18 protein-coding genes and 5 pseudogenes are annotated in these 23,109 nt (G+C 35.6%); 15 read left to right on the top strand and 8 right to left on the bottom strand.

Going from position 1 to position 23,109, the window contains the following annotated elements:
* Positions 1-18 precede the first annotated feature (18 nt).
* Positions 19-1,029, bottom strand: a complete 1,011-nt coding sequence (locus PNK_RS06160) for a hypothetical protein (RefSeq protein ID WP_059060975.1) — start codon at positions 1,027-1,029, stop codon at positions 19-21.
* Positions 999-2,201, bottom strand: coding sequence for a hypothetical protein (locus tag PNK_RS06165; protein ID WP_059060976.1), 1,203 nt, complete (start codon positions 2,199-2,201; stop codon positions 999-1,001). The genes PNK_RS06160 and PNK_RS06165 overlap by 31 nt, the downstream gene beginning before the upstream one ends.
* Positions 2,202-2,687: 486 nt before the next feature.
* Between PNK_RS06165 and PNK_RS13385 the strand changes: the two genes are divergently transcribed.
* Positions 2,688-2,855: a hypothetical protein gene (locus PNK_RS13385; protein ID WP_158021725.1), complete on the top strand. Its 168-nt coding sequence runs from the start codon at positions 2,688-2,690 to the stop codon at positions 2,853-2,855.
* Positions 2,856-3,176: 321 nt separating this feature from the next.
* Positions 3,177-3,939 (top strand): annotated as a pseudogene (locus PNK_RS13055) (IS1 family transposase).
* 459 nt (positions 3,940-4,398) lie between these two features.
* Here the strand turns inward: PNK_RS13055 and PNK_RS06180 are convergent.
* From PNK_RS06180 to PNK_RS06190, 3 genes and pseudogenes are all read right to left on the bottom strand, one after another.
* Positions 4,399-5,043 (bottom strand): hypothetical protein, encoded by a 645-nt coding sequence (locus PNK_RS06180; protein WP_059060977.1) that lies wholly within the window; start codon positions 5,041-5,043, stop codon positions 4,399-4,401.
* A 246-nt stretch (positions 5,044-5,289) separates the two neighbouring features.
* A pseudogene (locus tag PNK_RS13060) lies at positions 5,290-5,580 on the bottom strand (IS1 family transposase); the annotation flags it as partial.
* A gap of 271 nt (positions 5,581-5,851) precedes the next feature.
* Positions 5,852-6,397, bottom strand: coding sequence for a CPBP family intramembrane glutamic endopeptidase (locus PNK_RS06190; RefSeq protein ID WP_059060979.1), 546 nt, complete (start codon positions 6,395-6,397; stop codon positions 5,852-5,854).
* Between the two features lie 346 nt (positions 6,398-6,743).
* Between PNK_RS06190 and PNK_RS14090 the strand changes: the two genes are divergently transcribed.
* The 5 genes from PNK_RS14090 to PNK_RS13690 all read left to right on the top strand — a co-directional run bounded on the left by PNK_RS14090 (position 6,744) and on the right by PNK_RS13690 (position 10,374).
* Positions 6,744-6,875: an IS1/IS1595 family N-terminal zinc-binding domain-containing protein gene (locus PNK_RS14090; protein WP_478209998.1), complete on the top strand. Its 132-nt coding sequence runs from the start codon at positions 6,744-6,746 to the stop codon at positions 6,873-6,875.
* A 13-nt stretch (positions 6,876-6,888) separates the two neighbouring features.
* The gene (locus PNK_RS06195) at positions 6,889-7,689 is read left to right on the top strand and encodes an IS1 family transposase (RefSeq protein ID WP_269446530.1); all 801 of its coding nucleotides are present in this window, start codon (positions 6,889-6,891) and stop codon (positions 7,687-7,689) included.
* Between the two features lie 453 nt (positions 7,690-8,142).
* Positions 8,143-9,183 (top strand): tetratricopeptide repeat protein, encoded by a 1,041-nt coding sequence (locus PNK_RS06200; protein ID WP_059060981.1) that lies wholly within the window; start codon positions 8,143-8,145, stop codon positions 9,181-9,183.
* A gap of 273 nt (positions 9,184-9,456) precedes the next feature.
* Complete coding sequence (locus PNK_RS06210; protein WP_059060983.1) at positions 9,457-9,966, top strand: hypothetical protein; 510 nt, start codon at positions 9,457-9,459, stop codon at positions 9,964-9,966.
* Positions 9,967-10,050: 84 nt separating this feature from the next.
* Complete coding sequence (locus tag PNK_RS13690) at positions 10,051-10,374, top strand: hypothetical protein (protein WP_197560199.1); 324 nt, start codon at positions 10,051-10,053, stop codon at positions 10,372-10,374.
* A 144-nt stretch (positions 10,375-10,518) separates the two neighbouring features.
* Here PNK_RS13690 and PNK_RS13990 read toward each other — a convergent pair whose 3' ends face one another.
* On the bottom strand, positions 10,519-10,896 hold the full coding sequence (locus tag PNK_RS13990) for a DinB/UmuC family translesion DNA polymerase (RefSeq protein ID WP_059060988.1): 378 nt from the start codon (positions 10,894-10,896) through the stop codon (positions 10,519-10,521).
* A 438-nt stretch (positions 10,897-11,334) separates the two neighbouring features.
* Between PNK_RS13990 and PNK_RS06225 the strand changes: the two genes are divergently transcribed.
* Entirely contained in the window at positions 11,335-12,189 is an 855-nt protein-coding gene (locus tag PNK_RS06225; RefSeq protein ID WP_059060990.1) for a methyltransferase, read from the top strand.
* A gap of 391 nt (positions 12,190-12,580) precedes the next feature.
* On the opposite strand, the pseudogene PNK_RS13995 reads toward PNK_RS06225, so the two are convergent.
* Positions 12,581-12,795 (bottom strand): annotated as a pseudogene (locus PNK_RS13995) (integrase core domain-containing protein).
* Positions 12,796-13,385: 590 nt separating this feature from the next.
* Positions 13,386-14,153 (bottom strand): annotated as a pseudogene (locus PNK_RS13075) (IS1 family transposase).
* A 524-nt stretch (positions 14,154-14,677) separates the two neighbouring features.
* On the opposite strand from PNK_RS13075, the gene PNK_RS06235 reads away from it, so the two are divergent.
* The 7 genes and pseudogenes from PNK_RS06235 to PNK_RS06275 all read left to right on the top strand — a co-directional run bounded on the left by PNK_RS06235 (position 14,678) and on the right by PNK_RS06275 (position 23,097).
* Positions 14,678-14,926 (top strand): hypothetical protein, encoded by a 249-nt coding sequence (locus PNK_RS06235; RefSeq protein WP_059060993.1) that lies wholly within the window; start codon positions 14,678-14,680, stop codon positions 14,924-14,926.
* Positions 14,927-14,966: 40 nt separating this feature from the next.
* The gene (locus PNK_RS06240) at positions 14,967-15,146 is read left to right on the top strand and encodes a hypothetical protein (protein ID WP_059060995.1); all 180 of its coding nucleotides are present in this window, start codon (positions 14,967-14,969) and stop codon (positions 15,144-15,146) included.
* Between the two features lie 262 nt (positions 15,147-15,408).
* Positions 15,409-16,134 (top strand): hypothetical protein, encoded by a 726-nt coding sequence (locus PNK_RS06245; RefSeq protein WP_059060997.1) that lies wholly within the window; start codon positions 15,409-15,411, stop codon positions 16,132-16,134.
* 195 nt (positions 16,135-16,329) lie between these two features.
* Positions 16,330-17,001, top strand: a pseudogene (locus tag PNK_RS13080) (IS1 family transposase).
* 1,210 nt (positions 17,002-18,211) lie between these two features.
* Positions 18,212-18,556 carry a DUF234 domain-containing protein gene (locus tag PNK_RS14000; protein WP_059061003.1) on the top strand — a complete coding sequence of 115 codons (345 nt, stop codon included), beginning with the start codon at positions 18,212-18,214 and terminating at the stop codon, positions 18,554-18,556.
* A gap of 563 nt (positions 18,557-19,119) precedes the next feature.
* On the top strand, positions 19,120-21,882 hold the full coding sequence (locus PNK_RS06270) for a carboxyl transferase domain-containing protein (protein WP_059061005.1): 2,763 nt from the start codon (positions 19,120-19,122) through the stop codon (positions 21,880-21,882).
* 51 nt (positions 21,883-21,933) lie between these two features.
* Positions 21,934-23,097: a 3-oxoacyl-[acyl-carrier-protein] synthase III C-terminal domain-containing protein gene (locus PNK_RS06275; protein WP_059061007.1), complete on the top strand. Its 1,164-nt coding sequence runs from the start codon at positions 21,934-21,936 to the stop codon at positions 23,095-23,097.
* Positions 23,098-23,109: the final 12 nt, after the last annotated feature.

Genomic DNA, 23,109 nt, shown 5'->3' on the forward strand with positions numbered 1-23,109 from the left:
TTTTTTTATGCTTTTTATTTATTCAGCGATGCTTGGACGAAAAGAGGCTGTTTGAATGCCATAGCCCAATTCTCTAAATAGATTCATTTGATTATTTCGGAACGTTTCAGCGCCCGTTGTCTCCATGAAGCTTAAAATTTGCGGCATGCGGCTTTTTAATATGACCCTGTCGCGGGCTGAGAGGGCTCGGCTATGCATGGCCCCCATTAATAGTGGCAGCCGTTGATCAGTCTCAGGAAGCCTTGTATACAAATACTTCGTATTTTCCATGCCGCCCCGATCGATATTTTCTTTGCAGGCAGAGACATTCATAATCTTAAAGCGATCGATTCCGCGCCCACTCATAGTTTGAATCGCTTCCATTTCAATAACAGAATTGAGCATGGAGTAGGCATACTCTTGATAGGCACCTTGAAGCTCTCTTGGAGTCATCGCTTGGTAGGCGGCAGGATCCGACTCTCTAAAGTGCTCGAAATGTTCCGTTGCATTGCTCAGTACCTCTTCAAAAATGGGCTGCCACCTATCGGCTGATCCATGGAAATAAAAGCCATGCCCGGTTTCTTGTGGGTCGAAGCTTTTTAAGAGTTGCCCAAGCATTTTATCTCCAAACTCGCGAGGGGTCGTCCAAACGACGCTTTCAGGAGTGCGCATCATATAAAAGTCCGAGTCCTTAGCAAATGTAGTTCCCCTAAAAGAAAGAGGATACTTTTGATTGAGGAGCATGATTGTGCGGCTGCGGGCCCCTTCTCCATGGACCTTATCCAGATTTTGCAAGTTGTTGTAATTAATCATCATTGGGATCGAAGGATCGCGCCCTTCCTCTGGAGCCAACTGGTTATTTTCTGCAGCCAAAATAACGGCTTCAAATTCAGGTGCGATTTCATGATCGCCAACTGTTGGGGACCCTCCATAACAGTTATGCACGTCAACTTGGCACTCTCTTCCATCGGCCGTTTCCCAATCAACTGTGGTCACGCCCTGTAAAGAAGGATTATTAGCTAGCGTTCCATGTGAATCATAAACGTCCATATTGAACATTCCTGGAATATGACGCGCCGCTCCCCTTCGCTCGCCAATGCCCCCAACGTCTGAACCGGATGAGTCAAGGAATAGGCAACAACGCCCAGCCCGTGAGCACTGTAGTGAAGTGTTTCCATGAGCGAATGGGAATGCTCTAAACGCTCAGCAATCTGCCCTCCATTTAAAGGCTGAGCCCTTGCCTGCTCGCCCATTTGATTGAGGACGCTTGTTCCAACAGCCTGATAAGCATCCATCGAAGGGGCTTTATTCCACATATCGCTTGCAAAACGATGAAGCAACTGAATCGAAGGATTGGACACATCTTCTTTAAGAGCTTGATAAACGGGACTATTCAAAGTTCTTCTAAACGCTTGGATGAATTGAGGATTAGCAGTACTTGGATTCGATGGTTGTTTTAAGATATCCAGCAGCTCTTTTAAGGATTTTTCAAAGCGTACTACCTCTTTTTCAATTGCATCTTGCGGAACCGAATCTTTTTCAATTTTGGCATTGATTTTTGCCCAATCCAGGACAGCCACATCTCCCAACCGCTCAGGGTACCGCTCTTCAATAACAACTGTAAAGGCATCTTCAGGAGCAGCTCCAGATTCAGGCATTAAAGATTCTATAACAGCCGGATCTTTTAACACTTCAATCCAAGCTGGATCAAAAGCATCTTGACGGCTTAATTCGCGCAAAATAAGGCGTACACGCTTATTTTGTGCAATGGCCGGATCTTGCAGCCTTACAGCCAGCTCTTTTACCAATTCCTTGGCGCCATCGGCAGCCGTTAATTCTGCGAGTCCACCAAATCGAGGATCGCTCAGCACCTGCTTCATCGTATCCAATTTATCCGTTTCTTCCTTCTGCTTCATCTCTCGGATAGCCGGCAAGACATGAGTCGGCTTATAACGAATGATATATTTTTCTCTTATAGAAGCAGCCAAATTATAGGCTCCCAAAATTAATCCGATTGGAATAGCGAGCACTAGGCTAGCAATCAACCCAACCTTACGGACTAGATGGGCTAGCAATCCAATTCCCTCATGCTTGTTGACCTTGTGCTGCACTCCCCACTCTCTCAAGATGGGAAGACTCGAATTTCCCTGCATGTCTGGTGCATTTTCTCCAATACCCGGCTTGAAATGATTGTGGACTGGATTAGCTGACGGATTAATCATATAACCTCTTTTTCTTTATTACTAATTTACACCATATTATATGACACTTAATTTTTAATTATTAAGGACTCAATAAGGAAAGTTAATATGATCATAAATCGTTAATTTGTTTTTAAATTCAAATATACCGCTTTAACTTTCATTTTAAATTCAAAGTAGAGTGAGTTTAGATACAAGAGGGGTGGCAGGTCATAAGAAGCAAAAATTTGTGCCATTGCGATCTAGTGGTGGAGATTAATGGCTGATTATTCTTGACCCCGTCTTCGCCATTTCCAAAAAATCGATTTCTATCGACTCATTATTAATGACTTAACAATACAATCAAAAAACTGTCGCCTTCATTTAGGCCTGAGACCTATAATTTAGAGATTAGCAACCTATGGGCTTTAGGCTCATTATTTTGCACTTATAACATCGTTTTTTAACATGGGAATGTTTCCATTTCCAGAACATGAAAAAAAGAACATCTAAAGAGGAGAATTTAAAATGAAAACGTTATTCGGTTTTTTAGGCGCATCTTTACTAGCTGCCAATTTTCTGGCTGCTACTCCATTAATCGGAAAGTGCCCTTGTCAAGGTGACAAGCATTTTTCCGTCCAAACAAGCATGGATTGCGATTGCGATTATAAATGCAAAAAATGCCGCCGTAAATAATCATTTCTGTTGCGAACCTTAAAAATAATTAATCATTTCTAAGGTTCGCTTTCTTTAATTTCTTAATCCTCAGTTTTAATTTTCCCCATATTTACTCGCCTCAATTCTTATCTGTCTAAAAATTAAATCGTTTCAAACAAACAAGATTTTAATTTGTTTTAATTCAAAAATAAAATATTATCATTAACCAAATATCTACCTAATACCTAAAACATTATATTAATCGGTAGTCCTAAACATGTAATGCTATCTAAAAACTTTGATTTGACTTTTCTGGTCTTTTAGGTTTTCTTATTGGGCTTTACCCAAAGGAGACCTGAAATGACATTGACGTGCCTAACGTGCAGCTCATCGATTATCAAAAAAAATGGCCATATTCATAATGGAAAGCAAAATCATCAATGCCTTAATTGTGGGCGACAGTTTGTCATCGACCCTTAAAATAAAGTAATTAATGAAGAGAAGAGATCGCTAATTTGCCAAGGACATCTTGAACGGGTTTCACTTGAAGGCGTCTGTCGAATTTTTAATGTTAGTATGCCATGGCTTTTACAGTTTATTAATGACATAGTCGAAGAGCTGCCAGAAAATCTGAATGCGACAATAACAAGGGCTGAAGAGTTTGAAGTGTCTGTTGTTGAGTTAGATGAGCAATCGAGTTACGTTGAAAAAAAAGATAATCAGCAATCGTTATGGCTTGTTTTTCATTCTGCAAAACAGCAGATTTTGGGAGTGCATATTGGTAAGCGAACAAAACAAGGAGCAGAATGTTTATTGGAACAATTACCTGAAGACTTAAAAAAAAGCCATCTTTTATACAGATAAATTCTCAGTGTATGACGAAGTCATTCCTTGGAAGCAACACCGCCCTGTCGGAAAGGAATCGGGAAAAACGAGTTACATTGAAAGATTTAATAACATTCTCAGAGAAAGATGCTCAGAACTTGTGAGAAAAACCCTTTCGTTCTCAAAGAAGTTAGCCAATCATATTGGAATGATCAAATATTTTATTTGCCATTATAATCTTATGCTACAAGCATCACCTGATTTTAATATATTAAAGCAATTTAATTCAATGTCATGAACTTATTAATATTTTATGCATAGAAAACCCATCGATTTTACTACACTCTCAAACCTAAAACACTAAAGATCGGTTGATAGACATCACTTAATCTTTATATAACCTGATTTTTAAGTTTCTCTTCTTGAAAGTGAGAGATTCTCGCATCTTACCTTCATTCATTTACTCTTCAAAGATATCGATTTGATATAATTTGAAGAGTAAATGAATGAACCCTAAAGCGCAATAACTCTCACTTTCAAGAAGAGAAACTTAAAAATCAGGTATATATGAATTGGTAATTAGAATGAAAGGCTGGGTCATTCTTGCATCACTACCTCATTTTTGCTTCAAAATATGTTAATCCGAGGTTAAAAAGTAGGTAAAAATAAAGGGTCGAGCGCAACCTAAATTCGAGTTCCAAAAAAAAGAACTCGAATTTAGAGACAGGCATTAGCAATTAGAAATTGTCTAGACCTCCTAATCAGTCACCGAACATTTATAAACACCAGCTACACCATTGGGTGCGTTACAGTCGTTTGAAGTGATAGAAAATGGGGCTCTTCCATCGCTGCCAATTGAAATGGTAGCTTGATCCTGACCTGTTTGACAACGAGTAAATTGCCCTGGGCGTGGATAAATTGAAACACCATTTAATTTTGTGCATATAACAGCTATTCCAGCTTCTAATGGACTTGGTATTTTATAATTATAGTTAGAAATTAAGCTTTTTTGATTATCAAAACTTTGGCCACGGGTATCCGGTATTGCTTTTTTAGTAATTAGAATCCAATATGGATTTTCAGCATAATCGTTTGCTTCAGTTAGATAAGGAGAATTAGAATTAAATCCCATTAGTTCATATAATTTACTTAATGTCACTGTATCGGGGACTAAACAAAGAAAATGTGTTTCTTTGACAAGTTTATTATTCCAAAAAGGACATGCTGTTTCTAAATAATCGCTTATTTTTTCGGGAATTTCTGGAGTAGATTTTAATTCCACACCCAGTTTCTGCCAGTCTGTGGGACCAAAAGAGGGAGTAACTTGCATAATATCTTCTACTTGATTAGATGTAAAAAGATTAAATAAATTTATATTGGATAAAAAAGATAAATAATTCATTTACATTCCTTATAATTTGTTTTTAACTTCAACATTAATAAACATTGACCTATCAGTCGAGTGTCACTCAACCTCATTAAAACATTTAATCAAACAACCAAGTTATTTAACAATATAATTTATCCTAATCATTAATTACCAACTTTCAAAACCCTACTTTTTTCATCTATGCATATCAAACAGTAAAATGTTATGAAACAGAATTTCAGCATTAATGACTTAATATATAAAAAACTATTAGAATATTTATCGACTTTCGTTTGTATAATTCAGAAAATATCGGTAGTCATAAACATGTAATACTCCCCTCTGGTTATAGTCACAAATAAAATATTTTATCATTCCAATATGATTGGCTAACTTCTTTGAGAACGAAAGGGTTTTTCTCACAAGTCTTGAGCATCTTTGTCTGAGAGTGTTATTAAATCTTTCAATGCAACTCATTTTTCTCGATTCCTTTCCGGCAGGGCGATGTTGCTTCCAAGGAATGACTTCGTCATACACTGAGAATTTATCTGTATAAAAGATGGCTTTTTTAGGTCTTCAGGTAATTTTTCTAAATGGTCTTGCAAAAATGACCTACTTATTAACCTGAATTTTGACTTCACCTCTTTGAAATTGTCCAGCATTTACTCTTCAAAGATATCGATTTGAAGACTAAGTGCGTAAATCTAAACGATACCTTCTCTTTCTAAAAGATGCACTCGAAACTCAGGTTAATAGCAAGGCTTACCAAATACAGCTTTTATTCATCAATGAAATGATACGAATCCGTTTCAACGCACATTTTTCCAGAAGGATTCTATAGTCAATTCCTTGAGTTTGTTATTATATTGCTAACTCCATGTGCTACTATTGCTGCCGGCGTTCCAGCCACTGCTTGTGTTATACCAAAAGCAGTTCCCTGTAAACCTACACTTGCAAACTGTTCTGATTCAATAATAGGGTTATGAGCCTCAGCAAATAGAAAGGTTGTGGCTGCAATACTGATGACCTTGGATAAGGTGGAAGGAACTCCAGCCGATTGTAAAAGATAGGATGAACCTTCTTGTATGATTGCTCTAAATACAATTTCTTCTGTAATTGGCGCTACAAAATTTGAATACTGTTTCTCTGTGAAGATACCACGATTAACTAATGGACCATGAAGAATGTTAGAAATTCCACCTACAACTTTAGCCGCATTATAAAGAGGCCACTGCACTGCATCTCTGGGAAGAGCTCTATCCAAGAGACTTGTTAGTACCGTTACAGGTCTTGCTAAAAAGCTACCAATTTGAGCTCCTAAACCACCAATAACTCCACCACCCACAACCGAAGCAACATTTGAAAGAGACTCTGATAAAGGTGACATAATTACCTCTATTTTTATAAAGTTAGTTGTATTTCAAAACTAAAAACATCACCATATAAAAATATTATAAAGCATTTTAACTATAAAAAGATAAGCATTCTTTTATAAACAAAACAATAAAACATTCATTTTTAACAAAACCATAAAAGTTTTTATTGTTATATTGTTGAGAACAGTAAATCTGGAATGATTGATAGAATCATTAACTTGATTTTGAGTAAATGGATGAAGATAAGATGTGAGAATTTTTGGTAGTCTTAAATAGGTTGTGATTTTAAGACGTTAGGCGCGTAAAATATAGCTCTACGATCGGAGCATTTATGAAGATTATCTGTCCTCACTGCCAATCACTCACAGCTCGAAAAATGGATCCACTTCTCAAAGAAAACAGAAATTTCAATGTCCTTCTTGTTTAAAGCAATTTGTCGAAGATCCTCAAAATAAAATTATTTCACAAGACTCCAAAGAGAGAATTTGAAGATCTCTTATAGATAAGGGTATCTCTAGATGGTATTTGTAGAATTTTTGATGTAAGCATGCCATGGCTACTTGAGTTTATGCAGCACACTTTCGAAGCTGTTATTCTTGAGGTAGATGAGATGTGGAGTTTTGTAGGGAATAAAACAAATGATCAATGGCTGTGGCTCGTGATGCATAGAAGAACCAGACAAATTTTGGCATTTCACGTTGGAAAAAGAAATAAAGCTTCTGGAGAGGCATTGATGAATAAACTCCCTAAAGACCTAAAAAAAGCAGACTTTTGTACAGATAGGTTCTCAGTTTACTATCAAGTTATTCCATTTACCAAGCATTCTCCTGTGGGGAAAGAGTCTGGGGAGACAAGTTACATTCAAAGATTTAATAACTCTCTCAGACAAAGATATGTGCTAAACGGATTGATTCCTATTTTTGAAACAGATAAAGGATATGATGCTGAAGAGCTTAGAGATAAATTACTTGAGAGAAAAATTTTTCCTTTTATCCCTTATAGAAGAATAGGCGCGGCAAAAAAAGCTGAGAAAATTATTTGCAGCTTAGCCAAATTTAGGTGGAAAGTTGAGAGGGCTATTTCTTGGTTGCAAAGAAAATTTAGGCGACTTGTTGTTTGCTGGGAAAGACGTCTTTGCTATTCGAAAGACTTTTTAACTTTTAGTCTTATCTTCTTCTGGATAAAACAAAGCTTAAAATATTATCGAGATAGTTTCATTCAAACGTCATTAATTTTAATATTCCAATTAATAAAAAAAAAGACTTATTATCTTAAAATTTATATTAATTTTAACATAATTTAAAGGCTACATGCAAATTTCCCATTTTTTTTAGCACACAATTCTTTCATGGATTTAAAGATAAATTAATTGAATCCCTAAGTCCTCAGCAAAAATTAATCTGCCAGATTGCATCGACTGCCCTTGTAGGTGTAGCAGCAGTTTATGGGCTCATCTTTTGTTATCGCAAGTTAAAGGCTGCTATTCTCACATTCAACTTTAAGCCAACAGCCTCTTTCAAGCCGTTTACAACCTTTCACTCCAAGCAACGAAGCTGAAAGACGTCAAACATCTGAGCCAGATTTTCTCCAGAATCCTTTCCCCTCTCTTGCAAATAACGAAGCCGTAAATGTATGGAACAAAGCAAGCGAGTTAAATAAACAGGGTAAGCCTGAAGAAGCATTAGTAGAAATCGAGTTAGCTTTGGCTACCGACTCTAGAAATCTATTATTAGGAATTTACGGAGAAACTCTTCGGGTGCTAGGAAAATTAGACCAGTCAATAGAGGTCTTTCACGAATGTTTAACTCTCGATCCAAGAAATGACTATGTTTTAGCCTCCTATGCACAAATCCTCCATATGCAAGGCAAGTTAGATGAGGCGGCTGCAGAGTTCGAGAAATCCCTGGACATTAATCCCACTAGACTTTTTGCAGTCACTCATTATGTGAAACTCTTATGCAATCAGGATAAAAATGCTGAAGCCGCAGCCGTTTTAAGAAAGTACTTAGAAAACATACCTGATGATGCGGAAATTTTAAGCTGGCTTGGTGACATTTTAAGAAATCAAAAGAAACAATTTGAGGCGGCGGATGTATTTGAAAAAGTACTAAGCATTGATCCTACCCATCGCTTTGCGCTAGCCTCATATGGTGACTCTTTACGCATGTTGTATCAATTTGATAAAGCCGCTGCAGTCCTAAAAAAGCACCTGGAGCTTTATCCTGACAACACTTTTGCGTTAAGTTCATATGGGGATGTTCTCCGATTCCAAAAAAAATTCGACGAATCTGCCCATGTTTTAAATCATTGCCTAAAACTCGATCCAGAAGACGATTTTGCCTTAGGTTGCTTAGGACAAGTTCATTTGGATCAAGGCAACATCCAAGAAGCTACACGTCTGTTTTCTGAAGTCTTGCAGCTTAATGAAGAAAATACATTTGCCCTGACAGGCTATGGTGTGCTCTTTCGTTTGGAAGGCAAGCTTGCTCAATCGTTGGTCTGGCTAGAGAAGTCGGTTGCCCTTGATCCGGACTCAGAAACATTAGGAGAATACGCAGAAACTCTTCGTTGCCTGGATAGGCCAGAGGAGGCCCTTCCTCATTTTGAAAAAGCCTTGACAGATGAACCGCAAAAAATCAGCCGGTTCCTAGGAGCTGCCAGATGCTTATGCATGCTAGGTCGTCTGCCTGGAGCGCGAGTTAAATTTCAAGCTGTGCTAGATATCGAACCAAGCCATAAAGAAGCGCTGGACGGCTATAACTTATGCGAAGATCCGAATTGGGGACAAGCTATCTAACATTTCACGCTGATAACTTTGGATCGGCGTTTTTGGCCAATCCTATCGAGAGATAACGGTCTAGTTTTTTTTGAAAGGGCTTGGATTGCAACAAGCAAGCTTGCTAGTGCCTTACCAAGGGGCGGCCGCCAAAAATGGCCGACCCAATTCTCACAAGCGCGGCTCCGTCTTCAATAACTATCTCATAATCATTGGTCATTCCCATCTCTTTGATCAGCAAGATATCGAATGGCTAAACTCTTTTAAAGCCCATAATCTTTTAAAGCCCATAACTTGAGTGATCAAGAAGCTATTAGTCTCATTATTATACGCGAGAAGGATTCTATTTCTAATGCTGAATATCGAACAATTAATGGACTAGATACCTTAACGGCAAGCGCTCATTTAAGACGTCTTCATGATTTAGAACTTTTGGATCAGAAAGGAGGAGGAAATGCAACATATTGTGTACCAACTCTAAAACTTTTAGTTCTGGGCATAAGCGCTCCGACTCCGGGCGTTACAGGTCTTGCAGATGGGTTTCCTTCTTTATCTTCTGATTTAGTTAATTCTCTAAAAAAGATAGGCAAACGAGCTTCTGTTAAGGAAGCACAATCTGTTATTTTACAATTGTGTAGCCTTGCGCCTTTAAGATTACCTGAGCTAGTAGAGATTCTTCAAAGAGATGCTGATCATATACGAAAACGCTATCTTGCGAAAATGCTCGAACAAGGAGAACTTGAATATACGTTTCCAGATGTTCCAAATCATCACCAAAAAGCTTATAAAAGCAAAAAATCATGAAAGCAATCCTATTAGCTATAGTTTCAACCAAAGAGCAGGAAGAAGGTCAGTCTATTCCCGCAAAGGAACGTCGATTAAGAGAATATGCTGAGAGAAAAGGTCTTGTTGTTGAGGAAGTTTTTAAAATTACGGAGTCATCAACCTCGTGAAACTATTGCGTTAGTCGCTGATACAATTGATAGAGTTCAACATAGTTTTAAAGAATCAGTGGTTCTTGACAATCTGAGAAAAGATGGAAAAGTAGAGATTCACTTTATGCAAGAAAGATTGGTCCTCAACATAAAATCAAACAATTCTGATATTTTGCGCTGGAATATGGTCGTGATGTTTGCTCGCAGCTATGGTATCCAATTAAGCGACAATATTAAGCGGAGCAGCCAGCAAAACGAGGCATATGGATGGATTTAACTCCTACAGGCTATATGCATTTACAAATGATAAAGGAGAAAAAACAATTGGTCCACATCCAGACCGAACACCCTTTATTAGAAAATTAGTTGAAATGTGTGCCACAGGTAACCATTCTTTACAGACATTAAAAACAGCAGCAATTTAAATGGGATTGCGAACGAAGAGAAGAGCGACGTTTGCTATATTTATAGCATCAGCAGCCTTCATAAAAGCATTCCTTTCAGGATGTGAGGACCTTAAGAATAGATCCGGAATAACGGTAGATTCTGGAATCAAATCTAACAATAAGACCCCACACTTTTTATATCTTTCACTTTCATTATAGATACGATCCAAGCAACGTTTTGCCGCAGAAATCACAATTCCAGTATCGTTTTTAAGCAATTGAAAGGACTCACTAGTGTTGAAATAGCGAAGTAGATGCGTGAGCGCAACTTTTGACAATATCTCGAGATAAGCAAGCCAGGTCTTTGTGTGGCAAGTTAACAGGCTATATTCAAAGATTTTTAATAGAAACAAGCTTTTCTCACCTTAAGAGGTTCTATGCAGATTAGTTTTTTATTAACCGTTTGATGTTAAATATTTTAAGTAATAATTACTGAATCAAATGAATCAAATAAGGGTTTCAAATCCACCTCAAAAAGACTCTCTTCTTGTAGTCCATAATTATTCAACACAGCCAGTAACTCATCTATTGATATATTAGAAATTTCTTTATCGAAAGAGATTCACCCAAGCAATATTGAATTGATTATTCAAACTTTTTAAGATAATGTTTTAAAGATATCTCGAATGATATATAGTATTTGGAAGGAGTTATGATTATATCCCTCTTAACTACTGTATTGAATAAATAGACTTAATTCATTGATAATATTTGACAGGTTTTACTGATTTCCAATGACTTAAAGAGATTTCTTCTACCGACCTATTAACCATTATGATAAGGAGCCTGTCATGTCTTTCTGTTCTTTAGGAATCATAAATCCATTACAAAGCATGCAAGTTTATTGCCAGAATGAACCTGCATGTTCATGCTGCAGTAAAACAGATATTAAGCTTCAAGTATGTTCTAAATGTCAATTTGCAAAATACTGCAACACCGATTGTCAAAAAAAACACTGGCCTGTCCACAAAAAAGTTTGCCAAGCTTGGATGCCAATTGGTATTTTAGTTAAAAAGTCTTTATCAAAATCTAATTCTATTTTTCCTTTAATAATATCTCAAGCTTCTAGTAGATTAACTAAAGTGACTCCATTGTTAACTGAATTATTTAATCAGAAAGTGCAAGGAGAAAAATGGGCGTTAGACTTAGGTTGTGGTTACGGAGCCTCAACTATGCACTTATTGCAGCTTGGATGGAAAGTTATCGCTTTGGAAAAAAATCCTAAAGCTATTGCAGAGATTCAAAATAGCAATCAAGCATATTTAAAAACAAATCAGCTTATTGTTATTAATAGAAACATTCAAGATTATGATTACTCTAAAAAGGTTTCTCTAGTAGTTATCACAGATGTTATCTCGTATATAGATCCTAAGCTTATTCGCGGTATATGGGAAAAAATTTATGGGGTACTGGAAGACGACGGTCACCTAATTGGATCTATATTCAGTAAGGGAGGGGTAGCGCAAGAAGCTTTGGAGAGCCAAGGCGCTTGGCTACTCAATAGCCAAGAAGAAGTGGAATCGATTTTGGATTCCGAGCAGGCTTATAAGAAGTTGGTTTGTCGAAGACGTCCCAAACGAGATAAATCGTGTGTTGTTGAATTTCATCTTCAAAAACAAGTTTCTTCTCCATATAAAGAAAAATGAAAGTTTTGGCTAAACAATTTAAAAATAGTGGTTCTCTGCTAAGTAATTAATGTCTTGTAGTATAATCTTACCACCTGAGACTTTAATTGCTATGGCTTTGCTTTAATATGAAAGACTGTGTTGAATAAATGGACTTAAGTTATTGATAATCTCTAATAGATTTTACTGATTTGCAAGTACTACTGAACACAGTCTACAGAAGAGAAGAGAAGGAAAAGTTGTGTATGAGCGTTCCTCTTTTGAAATTTTTGATTGGTAGTCAAGACTTCATTGAGGTTACGCTCATCTTATCCCCAAATTGAGATTGCCCCATAATTAGGCCCATTTTTTAATAGAAAATCCCGCTATCTATACATTGATTGTTTTTAGATCATAAGCTTTTCTAAACTCTTCAGCTGAAAGACCATATATAGCACCTATGAGGGTGCCAATTATTATAATCTTCTCTCCACTCTTTTACTAAGCTTTGAACTTCTTGCAAACTAATAAACCAGTGCTGGTTTAAAATTCATCTCGCACTCTACCATTAAAACTTTCTATCGTTACATTTTGCATTGGTTTATCGGGTTCTATATAATGCCATCTAATACATGATTTGTATGTCAATTTTAAAACAGCTATGCTTGTGAATTCTGTCCGATTATCGCTTATGATTTGTTTAGAGCATCCTCTGTTTTAATTAACTCTTCCAATTCCATAACTACCCTTAATCCAGAAAGAGATGTGTCTACAAAAATTTTTAAACTCTCTCTGGTAAACTCATCGACAATATTCACTAATCTGATTTTCTTTCCGTTTGCAAGCCTATCCGACATAAAATCAAGACTCTAAACTTAATTAACTTGTGAAGCTTTTATTCTCACCAACTCCACGCCTTCGAGATCCCCTCCTCTTAACCTTTAAACCCATTTCTTAGTAAAGCCTAAAAAGTTTCTTATGATTAATTTTAAGACCTCTTTTTTTCAATAGAAGATGAATGCGTCGATAGCTAAAGGGAGGTCTTTCAAGAGCTACTGCATTAATGATAGCCTTCTCTTACCTCTTCGAGATATATCGCCCCACTGATCGATGTAATACTAATAATTTAGTTGAGATCTTTATTAAAAATGTCATTCTATACTTCAATTCTTAATTTCAGAAGATCAATTTAATTTTTTTAAAACATTTCATCTCTTTACTGGCACACTGTTTTATTTTCATGAATTAGAGTAAAATTTAAACTTACTGAAATTTTTTGCAATGGTTAAAAAAACAGGTAGTGATTTCAAATTATCATTATAATCGCAAATAAACATCTTGATCAATCCGACGTGGTTCTCAATTTTTTCGAAAATGATAGGGTTTTTCGAACTAGTCTTGCACATCGCTTTCGGATGGCGCAGTTAAATCTTTCAATGTGACTTGTCTCCCCAGACTCTTTCCCCAAAGGAGAATGCTTGGTAAATGGAATAACTTGGTAGTAAACTGAGAACCTAGCTGTACAAAAGTCTGCTTTTTTTAGGTCTTTAGGGAGTTTATTCATCAATGCCTCTCCAGAAGCTTTATTTCTTTTTCCAACGTGAAATGCCAAAATTTGTCTGGTTTTTGTATGCATCACGAGCCACAGCCACTGATCATTTTTTTATTCCCTACAAAACTCACATCGCACCTACCTCAAGAACAACAACTTCGAAATCATCACTTTCAACTAATACCGTAACGTTTAATTTCTCGGCTAGAACTTCGAAAGTCTGCTGCATAAACTCAAGTAGCCATGGCATGCTTACATCAAAAATTCTACAAATACCCCTTATCTATAAGAGATCTTCGAATTCTCTCTTTGGAGTCTTGTGAAATAATTTTATTTTGAGGATCTTCTAGAAATTGCTTTAAACAAGAAGGACATTGAAATTTCTATTTTCCTTGAGAAGTTGATCCATTTTTCGAGCTGTGAGTGATTGGCAGTGAGGACAGATAATCTTCATAAATGCTCCGATGGTAGAGCTATATTTACCCGCCTAGCGTCTTAAAATCACTACCTATTTAGGACTACCGGCTTTTGACCTAAGACTGTTTTTTCTTTTATTTAACACAATTCAAGATGTAAAAAAATAATCGGTGTATTTAAAAGCTGCATGTCTCATCTTATCTAATTGAATTTCAACAACATAAAATGAAAAAATAAATAGCGAGTATTAAACTTGATATTAAATTTGTTTTTTTATACATAAACAGATTAACACCTTAAATCATTGATAATTTTCAATGAACCTATCCCGATAATGCAATTTTTTAAGGAATAGATTATCTTTCTCTTATTTTCGTTGAAAATCAGAGGAAGAGATGAAGGGAATCGATTTGAAGGATTGAGTGACGATCAATGGCAAGTATTAGAAATATTTTGCCTAGAGAACCTGGAAATAGAGGAAAAGGTAAGCCTCATACTCCCTGGAGAGAGGTGTGCAATAAGCCTTCTATGGATTTTGATTATGGAGTGAAGTGATGCGATTTGCTAAAAGCAGATCAGTGGGCTTCAAGATCAGCAACTTATAGATGGTTAGGAATTTGGCAAGCAAATGGGACACTAGAAAAGATGTTTGCGACTGTTAGAGAGCAAGCGGAGCTTCAAAGTCTGCTCAATTTTGAAAGACTAGCTGCAGATGTTTTTTTTTCAGCAGGCAATAGAGGAGGCCGGTTGATTGATTATGGTTATAAAGGAAAAGGCGTTACAACTCATCTACTGACAGAATCTCATTAACTTTGAAGTGACCTCAGCTAAAGGGGACGAAAGGCAACAGGTGGATAAGCTCCTAGACGGGATTGAAGAATTTACTCATCAAAGATATGTGCTAAACGGATTGATTCCTATTTTTGAAGCACATAAAAGATATGATGCTGAAGAGCTTAGAGATAAATTACTTGAGAGGAAAATTTTTCCTTTTATTCCTTATAGAAGAATAGGCGCGCTAAAAAGCTGAAAAAATTATTTGCAGCTTAGCCAAATTCAGGTGGAAAATTGAGAGGCTATTTCTTGGTTACAAAGAAAATTTAGGCGACTTGTTGTTCGCTGGGAAAGACGTCTTTGTTATTGGAAAGACTTTTTAATTTTTAGTCTTATCTTCTTCTCGATAGACAAGCTTAAAATATTATCGGGATAGATTCATGGTTTATTGATTTTGTGTAATAGTTTTTGTGTTGATTATTTTTATTTTTTTATTTAATTAAATTTAATGGTTTTTTATGTTTAGTGTGGAAAATGAATTTTCTGAAAACAAACAATTAATTCATCATCAATTTCATGACAATTCATTTGTCCAACATGATCTTCTATTTAATAAAATTTTAAGAATTATTGATGTTGATTATGTGTTGAAATCTAATAATGTTTTAGTAAGTATACCTTTTTATAAGACTGAGAGTTCTATTTTGATGTATATGAAGTTTTTTGATTTTTTTGATGAAAAAAATCAAAAAACTAGTGGTTTAAAATCTAGATTTATAAGCAATGTTATTCATGAAATTGGAATGGCTTTGTTTAAGCCTATATGTTTTTTTCAATTGCCTATAGATACAATAGTTTCTTTGTTTTGTTTTCAAAATCGATTGAATAGTACATTTGAATGGACTATAAAAGAATTAGTGAAAAACAAAAATCCTAAAAGAAAACTTTTTTTTAAAGCAACCAAATTAACTTTACAATCGATCACTGCTCCGATAGGTACTTTAGCAAAAGGAATATTTATGTCGTCAATTGGCTTTGAATTTTATATAAGTAGAATTAATAATAAAGATAAAGATGAATGTAATAACTATTTCAAGATATGTAAGCGAATTAACGAACTTATAAATGTTTTTGAATGGAAGTTTCCTGTAGAAAATCATAATGAAAGATTGTTTTATTTTATTCAAAAAATGAGTCAAGAAAACGATTTGCTCGCACAAACTTATATTAGTTTTAAAAAGTAAGGTCTTTCTCTTATTATATTTTTAAATAAAATATTTTAACTTTATCCATATAAATATTTTTTGGAATATATATAACATCTTCCTTCTTGTTCTTTGCAAAACTTTGATAGTGCTAAATAGTTAGTCCTAAACAGGTAGTGATTTTAAGACGTTAGGCGCGTAAAATATAGCTCTACGATCGGAGCATTTATGAAGATTATCTGCCCTCACTGCCAATCACTCACAGCTCGAAAAATGGATCAACTTCTCAAAGAAAACAGAAATTTCAATGTCCTTCTTGTTTAAAGCAATTTGTCGAAGATCCTCAAAATAAAATTATTTCACAAGACTCCAAAGAGAGAATTTGAAGATCTCTTATAGATAAGGGTATCTCTAGATGGTATTTGTAGAATTTTTGATGTAAGCATGCCATGGCTACTTGAGTTTATGCAGCACACTTTCGAAGCTGTTATTCTTGAGGTAGATGAGATGTGGAGTTTTGTAGGGAATAAAACAAATGATCAATGGCTGTGGCTCGTGATGCATAGAAGAACCAGACAAATTTTGGCATTTCACGTTGGAAAAAGAAATAAAGCTTCTGAAGAGGCATTGATGAATAAACTCCCTAAAGACCTAAAAAAAGCCTAGCTTTGTACAAATAGGTTCTCAGTTTACTACGAAGCTATTCCATTTACCAAGCATTCTCCTGTAAGGAAAGAGTCTGGGTAGACAAGTTACATTGAAAGATTTAACTGCACCATCCTACAGCGATGTGCAAGACTAGTTCGAAAAACCCTATTATTTTCGAAAAAAATTGAGAACCACGTCGGATTGATCAAGATGTTTATTTGCGATTATAATGATAATTTTAAATCACTACCTGTTTAGGACTACCAAATATTAAAATACAAGAGACATCAAAAAGTCAAAAGAAATCTATTCAGCATTACATTTTTAGTACTACCGAGCTTTGCTATCCTAAAGATAAAGAATATGTGACTCGCCATAACATGACCTTGCTAGGTATTTTACTTGGTTATGGAAGAAATAATTCTTTGGCTTTTAGCAAAACAAACTATGTTCAAAAATTAGAACCTTTTGAGCTATATGAAACCAACAATTCACTCAATTTCTTTATGAATCCCGGATTCATTATGATCAATAACGGTACGAATGAAAATGAGAACGAAGAGATCAGACAAACATTTCGACTCGCAAAAAAATCTTGAATATAGCTTTCGAAATAGAAATTATCTAGAAACTTTTATTCGATTGCTTACAAGAAAGTACAATTTTAACTAATTCAAGTTTTCTTTAGCTAAGCCTTTGATAATTTATCTGATTATACGATATATGGCAGATGAATCTTCAGCTATATTGCAAAGAAAATACTTTGCATTAGCTCTGCAAGAAGTTTTGCCTAATTTTGCCTCTGTCGAATACAATGATTGGAACTCTTTATTTACGAGATTAGCAATTGATGCTTCTTATATTCGCTGGAGAAGTCTACTAATAATTGATGAACTCCTACCTCTCAGGAAATCGCTAGTATTTTACAGCGATTTATTGATCATGACGCCAAGAAATCTAAGATGATAATTGCTTTGAGTGGGTCAAGTCAACGGATGATGCAAGGCGCTATATTAGATGCTTCAGCACCTTTATTCGGAAGAGCTAAGGAGATTATTAAATGAGGTCCAATTCCTATTGGGTACATGCAAGAAGCTTTAGGCATCCAAAATTCTAGAGATATTGTTGAAGCTTACTCTGTATGAGAAGGAGTCCCTCGCTATTGGGAATTAGCAGCGAATCAAAAAGAAAGTTTTCTCGAACAAGTTAATCATCTTGTTCTAGATGCACTAGGAGCATTAAATGATGAGCCTAATCACCTGCAACCTCATTAAAACGTATTTTAGATGCGATTGGATTAGGAGCTCATCGGCTTTCTGAAATTCCAAGAAAAGTCGGCCAGCAAGCTACGTCTTTAAATCGTTCAATACAACCACTTATAGAGCTAGATCTTATTGAACGCGAAATTCCTTTCAGTGCCGAAGAATACAATTCTAAACGTACACTCTATAAGATTAGTGATCCTTTTATGCGTTTTTGGTTCGAATTAGTAGCTTCTCAAAGAAGCTTTATTACTAAAGCTAATGATAGCCAATCTATTAAATACCTCCACGATTCTATTCAGAGAATATTTTCTCTCTGTTGGGAAGACTTATGTCGATTGGCTCCCTCCATTCTATCCCAACAATTCGAACATGAATTAATCTTCGGTACTGCAAATCGATACGGGCATAAAAGTAACCTTGAATGGGACATACTATCGGAATCTATAGATAAAAAGGTATTATTTATCGGGGAAGCAAAATGGATTATCAACCCTCCTAATACAAATTGTATATACAAAACGATAGAAGAACTAAAAGCGAAATGGTGATGAAATTTAATCTAAAGTAATCTGAAAAAGCAAAATCACAATTTCTAGATCTAGAGAGTAGTAAAGATAAGGTAGTCTATAGTTAATCTTGACCATCATAAGCAGCAAAATTAAGGAATGAGAGAATTCAACAGGCCTTCCTTTTTGCTTCTTTTTAGCAGGAGTGTTTAAAGATTTAAATATTTTTGAATCGATTAGAAAAGTTAAACTTCTCCTTTGAACCAACTATTTGTTATAATAAGACCAATTGCGTTCGCGCATCGGAAACTCCTTTGTTTTCTCTTGGCGAAGAGACAAGGAGTTTCTTTTTTTTCAGCCTTTCTCTCAACTCTTAGGAGTAACTTTTTCAACACAGCATCTACAAGAGGCTGCTCTGACCATTTCTGTATAAGTCAATGATTTCTTCTAAGACCTTAAACATACTCATGTTAATCTTAACCTAAGGTGCAATTTCAACCAGAGGACCATTCCAATTCCTCATCTTGGCTCAGTAATTGCAATCAGCTTTAGTGCGCAAGATGCACACTAATTTCAAAAGAAAGCAATTAACAACGGTTAATATTATGAATCTAAAAGCAAAACAATGTGAGATCAAAAAAGAGTCATCTAAAAAACATTTTATTGAATATTTATCTGAAAATCACATAATTTATAAGTGGTTAGAATTAAATAAAGAAGAACACAAACAAATAATCAACTTAAAATCAAACAAATTTATTAATATTGAAGGCGATCTATTTAAAGAATTCATTTGCTTAAAAAAAGATCAATCTTATCTAATTCTTTTTTTGAGAGAAGTCACTTTATCTTTTCAAGATAAACAACCTATCTCCACTCTTTATGAATTAACGATTAACAAAAAAAAATCACCTTCTTTAAAGCTCTACCGCCAGCATCACGACAATCGATTGCTTCTCATTCATTCTACCGACTTATCCAAATCGATATTGAATAATAGTGATCAAAGTGTTTGCTTTTTTAAAGATTCTTATGCAGAAATTCAAGTTGACATCCATGTCTTTGAATCGGAAATCTTTATAGATATAAAAGATAAGAAAGCAAAAAAATTACTCAACTTCAGCAGTATTAGTTTTTTAAAGCATCCATTCAAAAAATTGAATTACCATTTGAAACTATACATCAGTTCAAAAGTTTCCGAAAATAGCAAAATTAGCTTGTTGATCCAAAATGAAATTGAAAGATTGTTAGATGAAATTAATCTACTACCTTTACAAGTTAAAAAAAAAGCTGCAGATAACCTCAAAAAAAGCCCATCAGAGATAGCTGCACTTTACTATTTTTATAAGTCTGCTCCAAACCTTAGGGAAAATAGCCAAACATTTTTAAACCAAATGTTGGAGACTAATTCTAAGAATTTTATTCAATCGCTTGATTGTATTTTTAATCACGAAAAAAAAGCTCAAGATAATTCTCTGATATGGGCTTATCGCATCCCCGAATTAATTGAAAGATGCGCTACTAAATTTAGATCTACCTACCCGTTGAAAGTAAATCGAATAGAACACAAAGTTTCCAGTTCATTTGTCGAATTAGATTTAGATCCTAAAACAATCCAAACCAATTCTCTTACAGGACTAATCAATCATAATAAGGGAGAGCTGATTCCTGCTAAAAATGAATATGGTCAACTCCGATCTTGGGGACAGAATCGAGTAGGCGTTGTCGTTGGGATTAAAATCGATGATTTAAATACGGGATTTCCAGTTAAGAGACTTTTAATCATTGGAGATCTCACCCATAAAGGCAAAGGAACGATATCGGCAAATGAATGCGCGTATATTAATGCTGCGATCCGTTATGCGCATAAAGAGAATATCCCAATCGATTGGTTTGCCACCTCGTTTGGAGTTGAAATATCTCAAGAAAGAGGAGTCGAAAACTTAGATGCCAGCGCATCTACGGCTAGAGCTATCATACGATATGCACATAGTAAGGGAGTGATTATCAACATTATCGTCGATTCAGTCAGTACTGGAGCTCAGGCTTATTGGAATGCACTAGCGGCAATTCTTCCAGATACGCGAGGTATTTTAATTATGACTTCTAAAAGCAGTATGATTTTAACTGGTTATCGCGCCTTAGTCGCTGCTTTACAATCTCATTTGCACAGTCTTGATATTCAACAAGCCGCAAAAAAAATCTATCCTGATGGATTAAAATGTTTAGGTGGGTATTCAAACGTTTTCGGACCAAACGGCGAAGCCATGTGTTTAGCTTCTAATATTCAGGAAGCATGCGAGATTCTTTTGTTACATCATTACTATTCTGCCTTAAGAAAAGGAGATAAAATTGCCACTTCTCGCCCTATCAATATATCAAAGAATAGTGGCACAGTTAATATCGATTTAATATCGAAAGAAATTCAAAATATTCAAAAAGGCGCAATTGTCAAAAGAGAATTACTATTAGAAGCACTCCAAACACCAGGATCGCCCCCTGCCCTAGTTTTGTGGAAAGATGCCGTAGGATATCAAAAAGCATCATGTAACGAGAGTAAAACGTGTCGATCCGGTTTGATGAGTCAAGATCCTAATACGATTGTTCAAGAGATGTTAATTGGTTCACAACCAACAATGGTAATTTTTCCACCTCTTGGCCCTCTTACTCCGGCCGATTCTCTTTTAGTTGCAAAAGCGATTTATAAAGCTAATCGCCGTATGCCAGTATTGATTATAGGTAATTTATCAGGCTTCAACAGCGATCCATTATCTATGGAAAATCATCAGCTTAGCTCAGGCGCTCAAATTGCTCGAGCAATTGTAGAACATGAGGGACCTATAACAATTATTATTTTGGGTCGCTTGATAGGAGGCACTTTTGTCGTATTTAGCAAACAGCTAAATCCAACCTTAAAAATTATGGCGGTCGAAAAGTCTCATATTCAAGTCGTTGGTGCACAAGTGGCCGTTAAAGTACTCTTCCACAAACGCATTCTCAACAAAGCCAAACAAGATGATCGATTAACAAATTTCATTCAAAGGCAAGAAGAGATTAACAATATTCAAAATCAAACCATTCAAAACCATACTTATGAAAAGTCTCATCACTATCAAGTGACATCAAATGCTGCTCAGAACATTTCACCCATGAGTAAAGAATATGAGGCAAATTTAAGAAAAATCATTGAAGAAATAGAATTTCAAGAACGCCAGGCCTATGAAGATTATCATGACACGGAGCGCGCCTTAAAAGTGAATGCCATAGATATAGAATGCGCTCCCAACAATTTATATGACGCATTTGTACAAATGCAAGAAAAAAGTCTAAAAGAATTCATCGAGTCAAGTCAAACATTCGAAGAATAATTATTAAGAATTAGCCCAAGGTATATAAATCATCATTTTATAGGAGTAATTATGAGCGAATCAATTCATCATACCAATATTTCCTCAATTGCGACATTTATACCGGAATGTAAGACATCTACGGATGAATTAATAGACAAGTTTAAAGATTGTTTGTCAGAAGAATTACAAATGACCTTAAATCGTTTAGGAGTTTTGAATCGATACTCAATCATCAAAAACTTTCCCGATTATCTATCAGGTAAAATAGAAAGGCAATTAATAGATTCAACAACCTCAATGGCAACTAAAGCAATACTAAAATGTTTAGAAAAATCTAAGCAAGGCTCCAAAGATTTGGGTCTTTTGATTGCGATTACGAATACGGCTAATCGCCCTCTACCTTGCATGGCTTTTGAAATTGTCAGTGAGTTAGGCGATTTAATTCCACACGACATCAATATTATCAATATGCAAAACCAAGGGTGTGCCGTCTTATTAAAAGCGATAGAGCTAGCTTCATGTTATTTAGTAGCAAATCCAGATAAAACAGTGATGATTGTTGGATCTGAATCCCATACGGGTTATATTCATTCCATCCCCAAAAAACCTTATTATGGATTGCATGAATTAAAAAAACTACCCGACGCTAATATCAAATTGCAAGAGACCATGGAAGTCATTTCATTTTTCTTATTTGGAGATGGTGCATTTGCCATGCTATTAGATAATCAAGGGTATCAAAATCATTCTGGATTTTCTAGCATTGCCCATTTAACTAACATCGAAGCGTTTGATGCGGAATTATTGACTTTGAACGAAGGGGGCATCTTACAACCAACCATTCCCAATTTTCCTCACTACTATATGAATGAAAAAGTTCCTTCTAAAGGAGCTGCCTATAGCAAGAAAGTTTTGGCCTCTCTGATTCAAAACAAACGGGAAATTTCTAGCCCCAATGATGCTCAGATGTTCTTCATCCATACGGGAAGTAAAAAAATATTAGACGCAATCTGTCGAACAATTGCTGTCGACCAGAATTCTGATCAAACGAAGTGGTCATATGAAATTTTAAAAGAGTATGGAAATCTTTCTTCTTGCTCAATCGGTTTTATGCTTTCTGATTACCTGGAAAGTAGAAAACATACAACTTCATCTTTAGCCGGTCTTTTAACAGGTTTAATCATCTCATTTGGAGTAGGATTTAGTGCTAGTGCAGGCCTCGTTCACCTTTAATCAATCGGATTT

It is taken from the genome of Candidatus Protochlamydia naegleriophila (assembly GCF_001499655.1).
In the GTDB taxonomy this organism is placed as follows: domain Bacteria; phylum Chlamydiota; class Chlamydiia; order Chlamydiales; family Parachlamydiaceae; genus Protochlamydia; species Protochlamydia naegleriophila.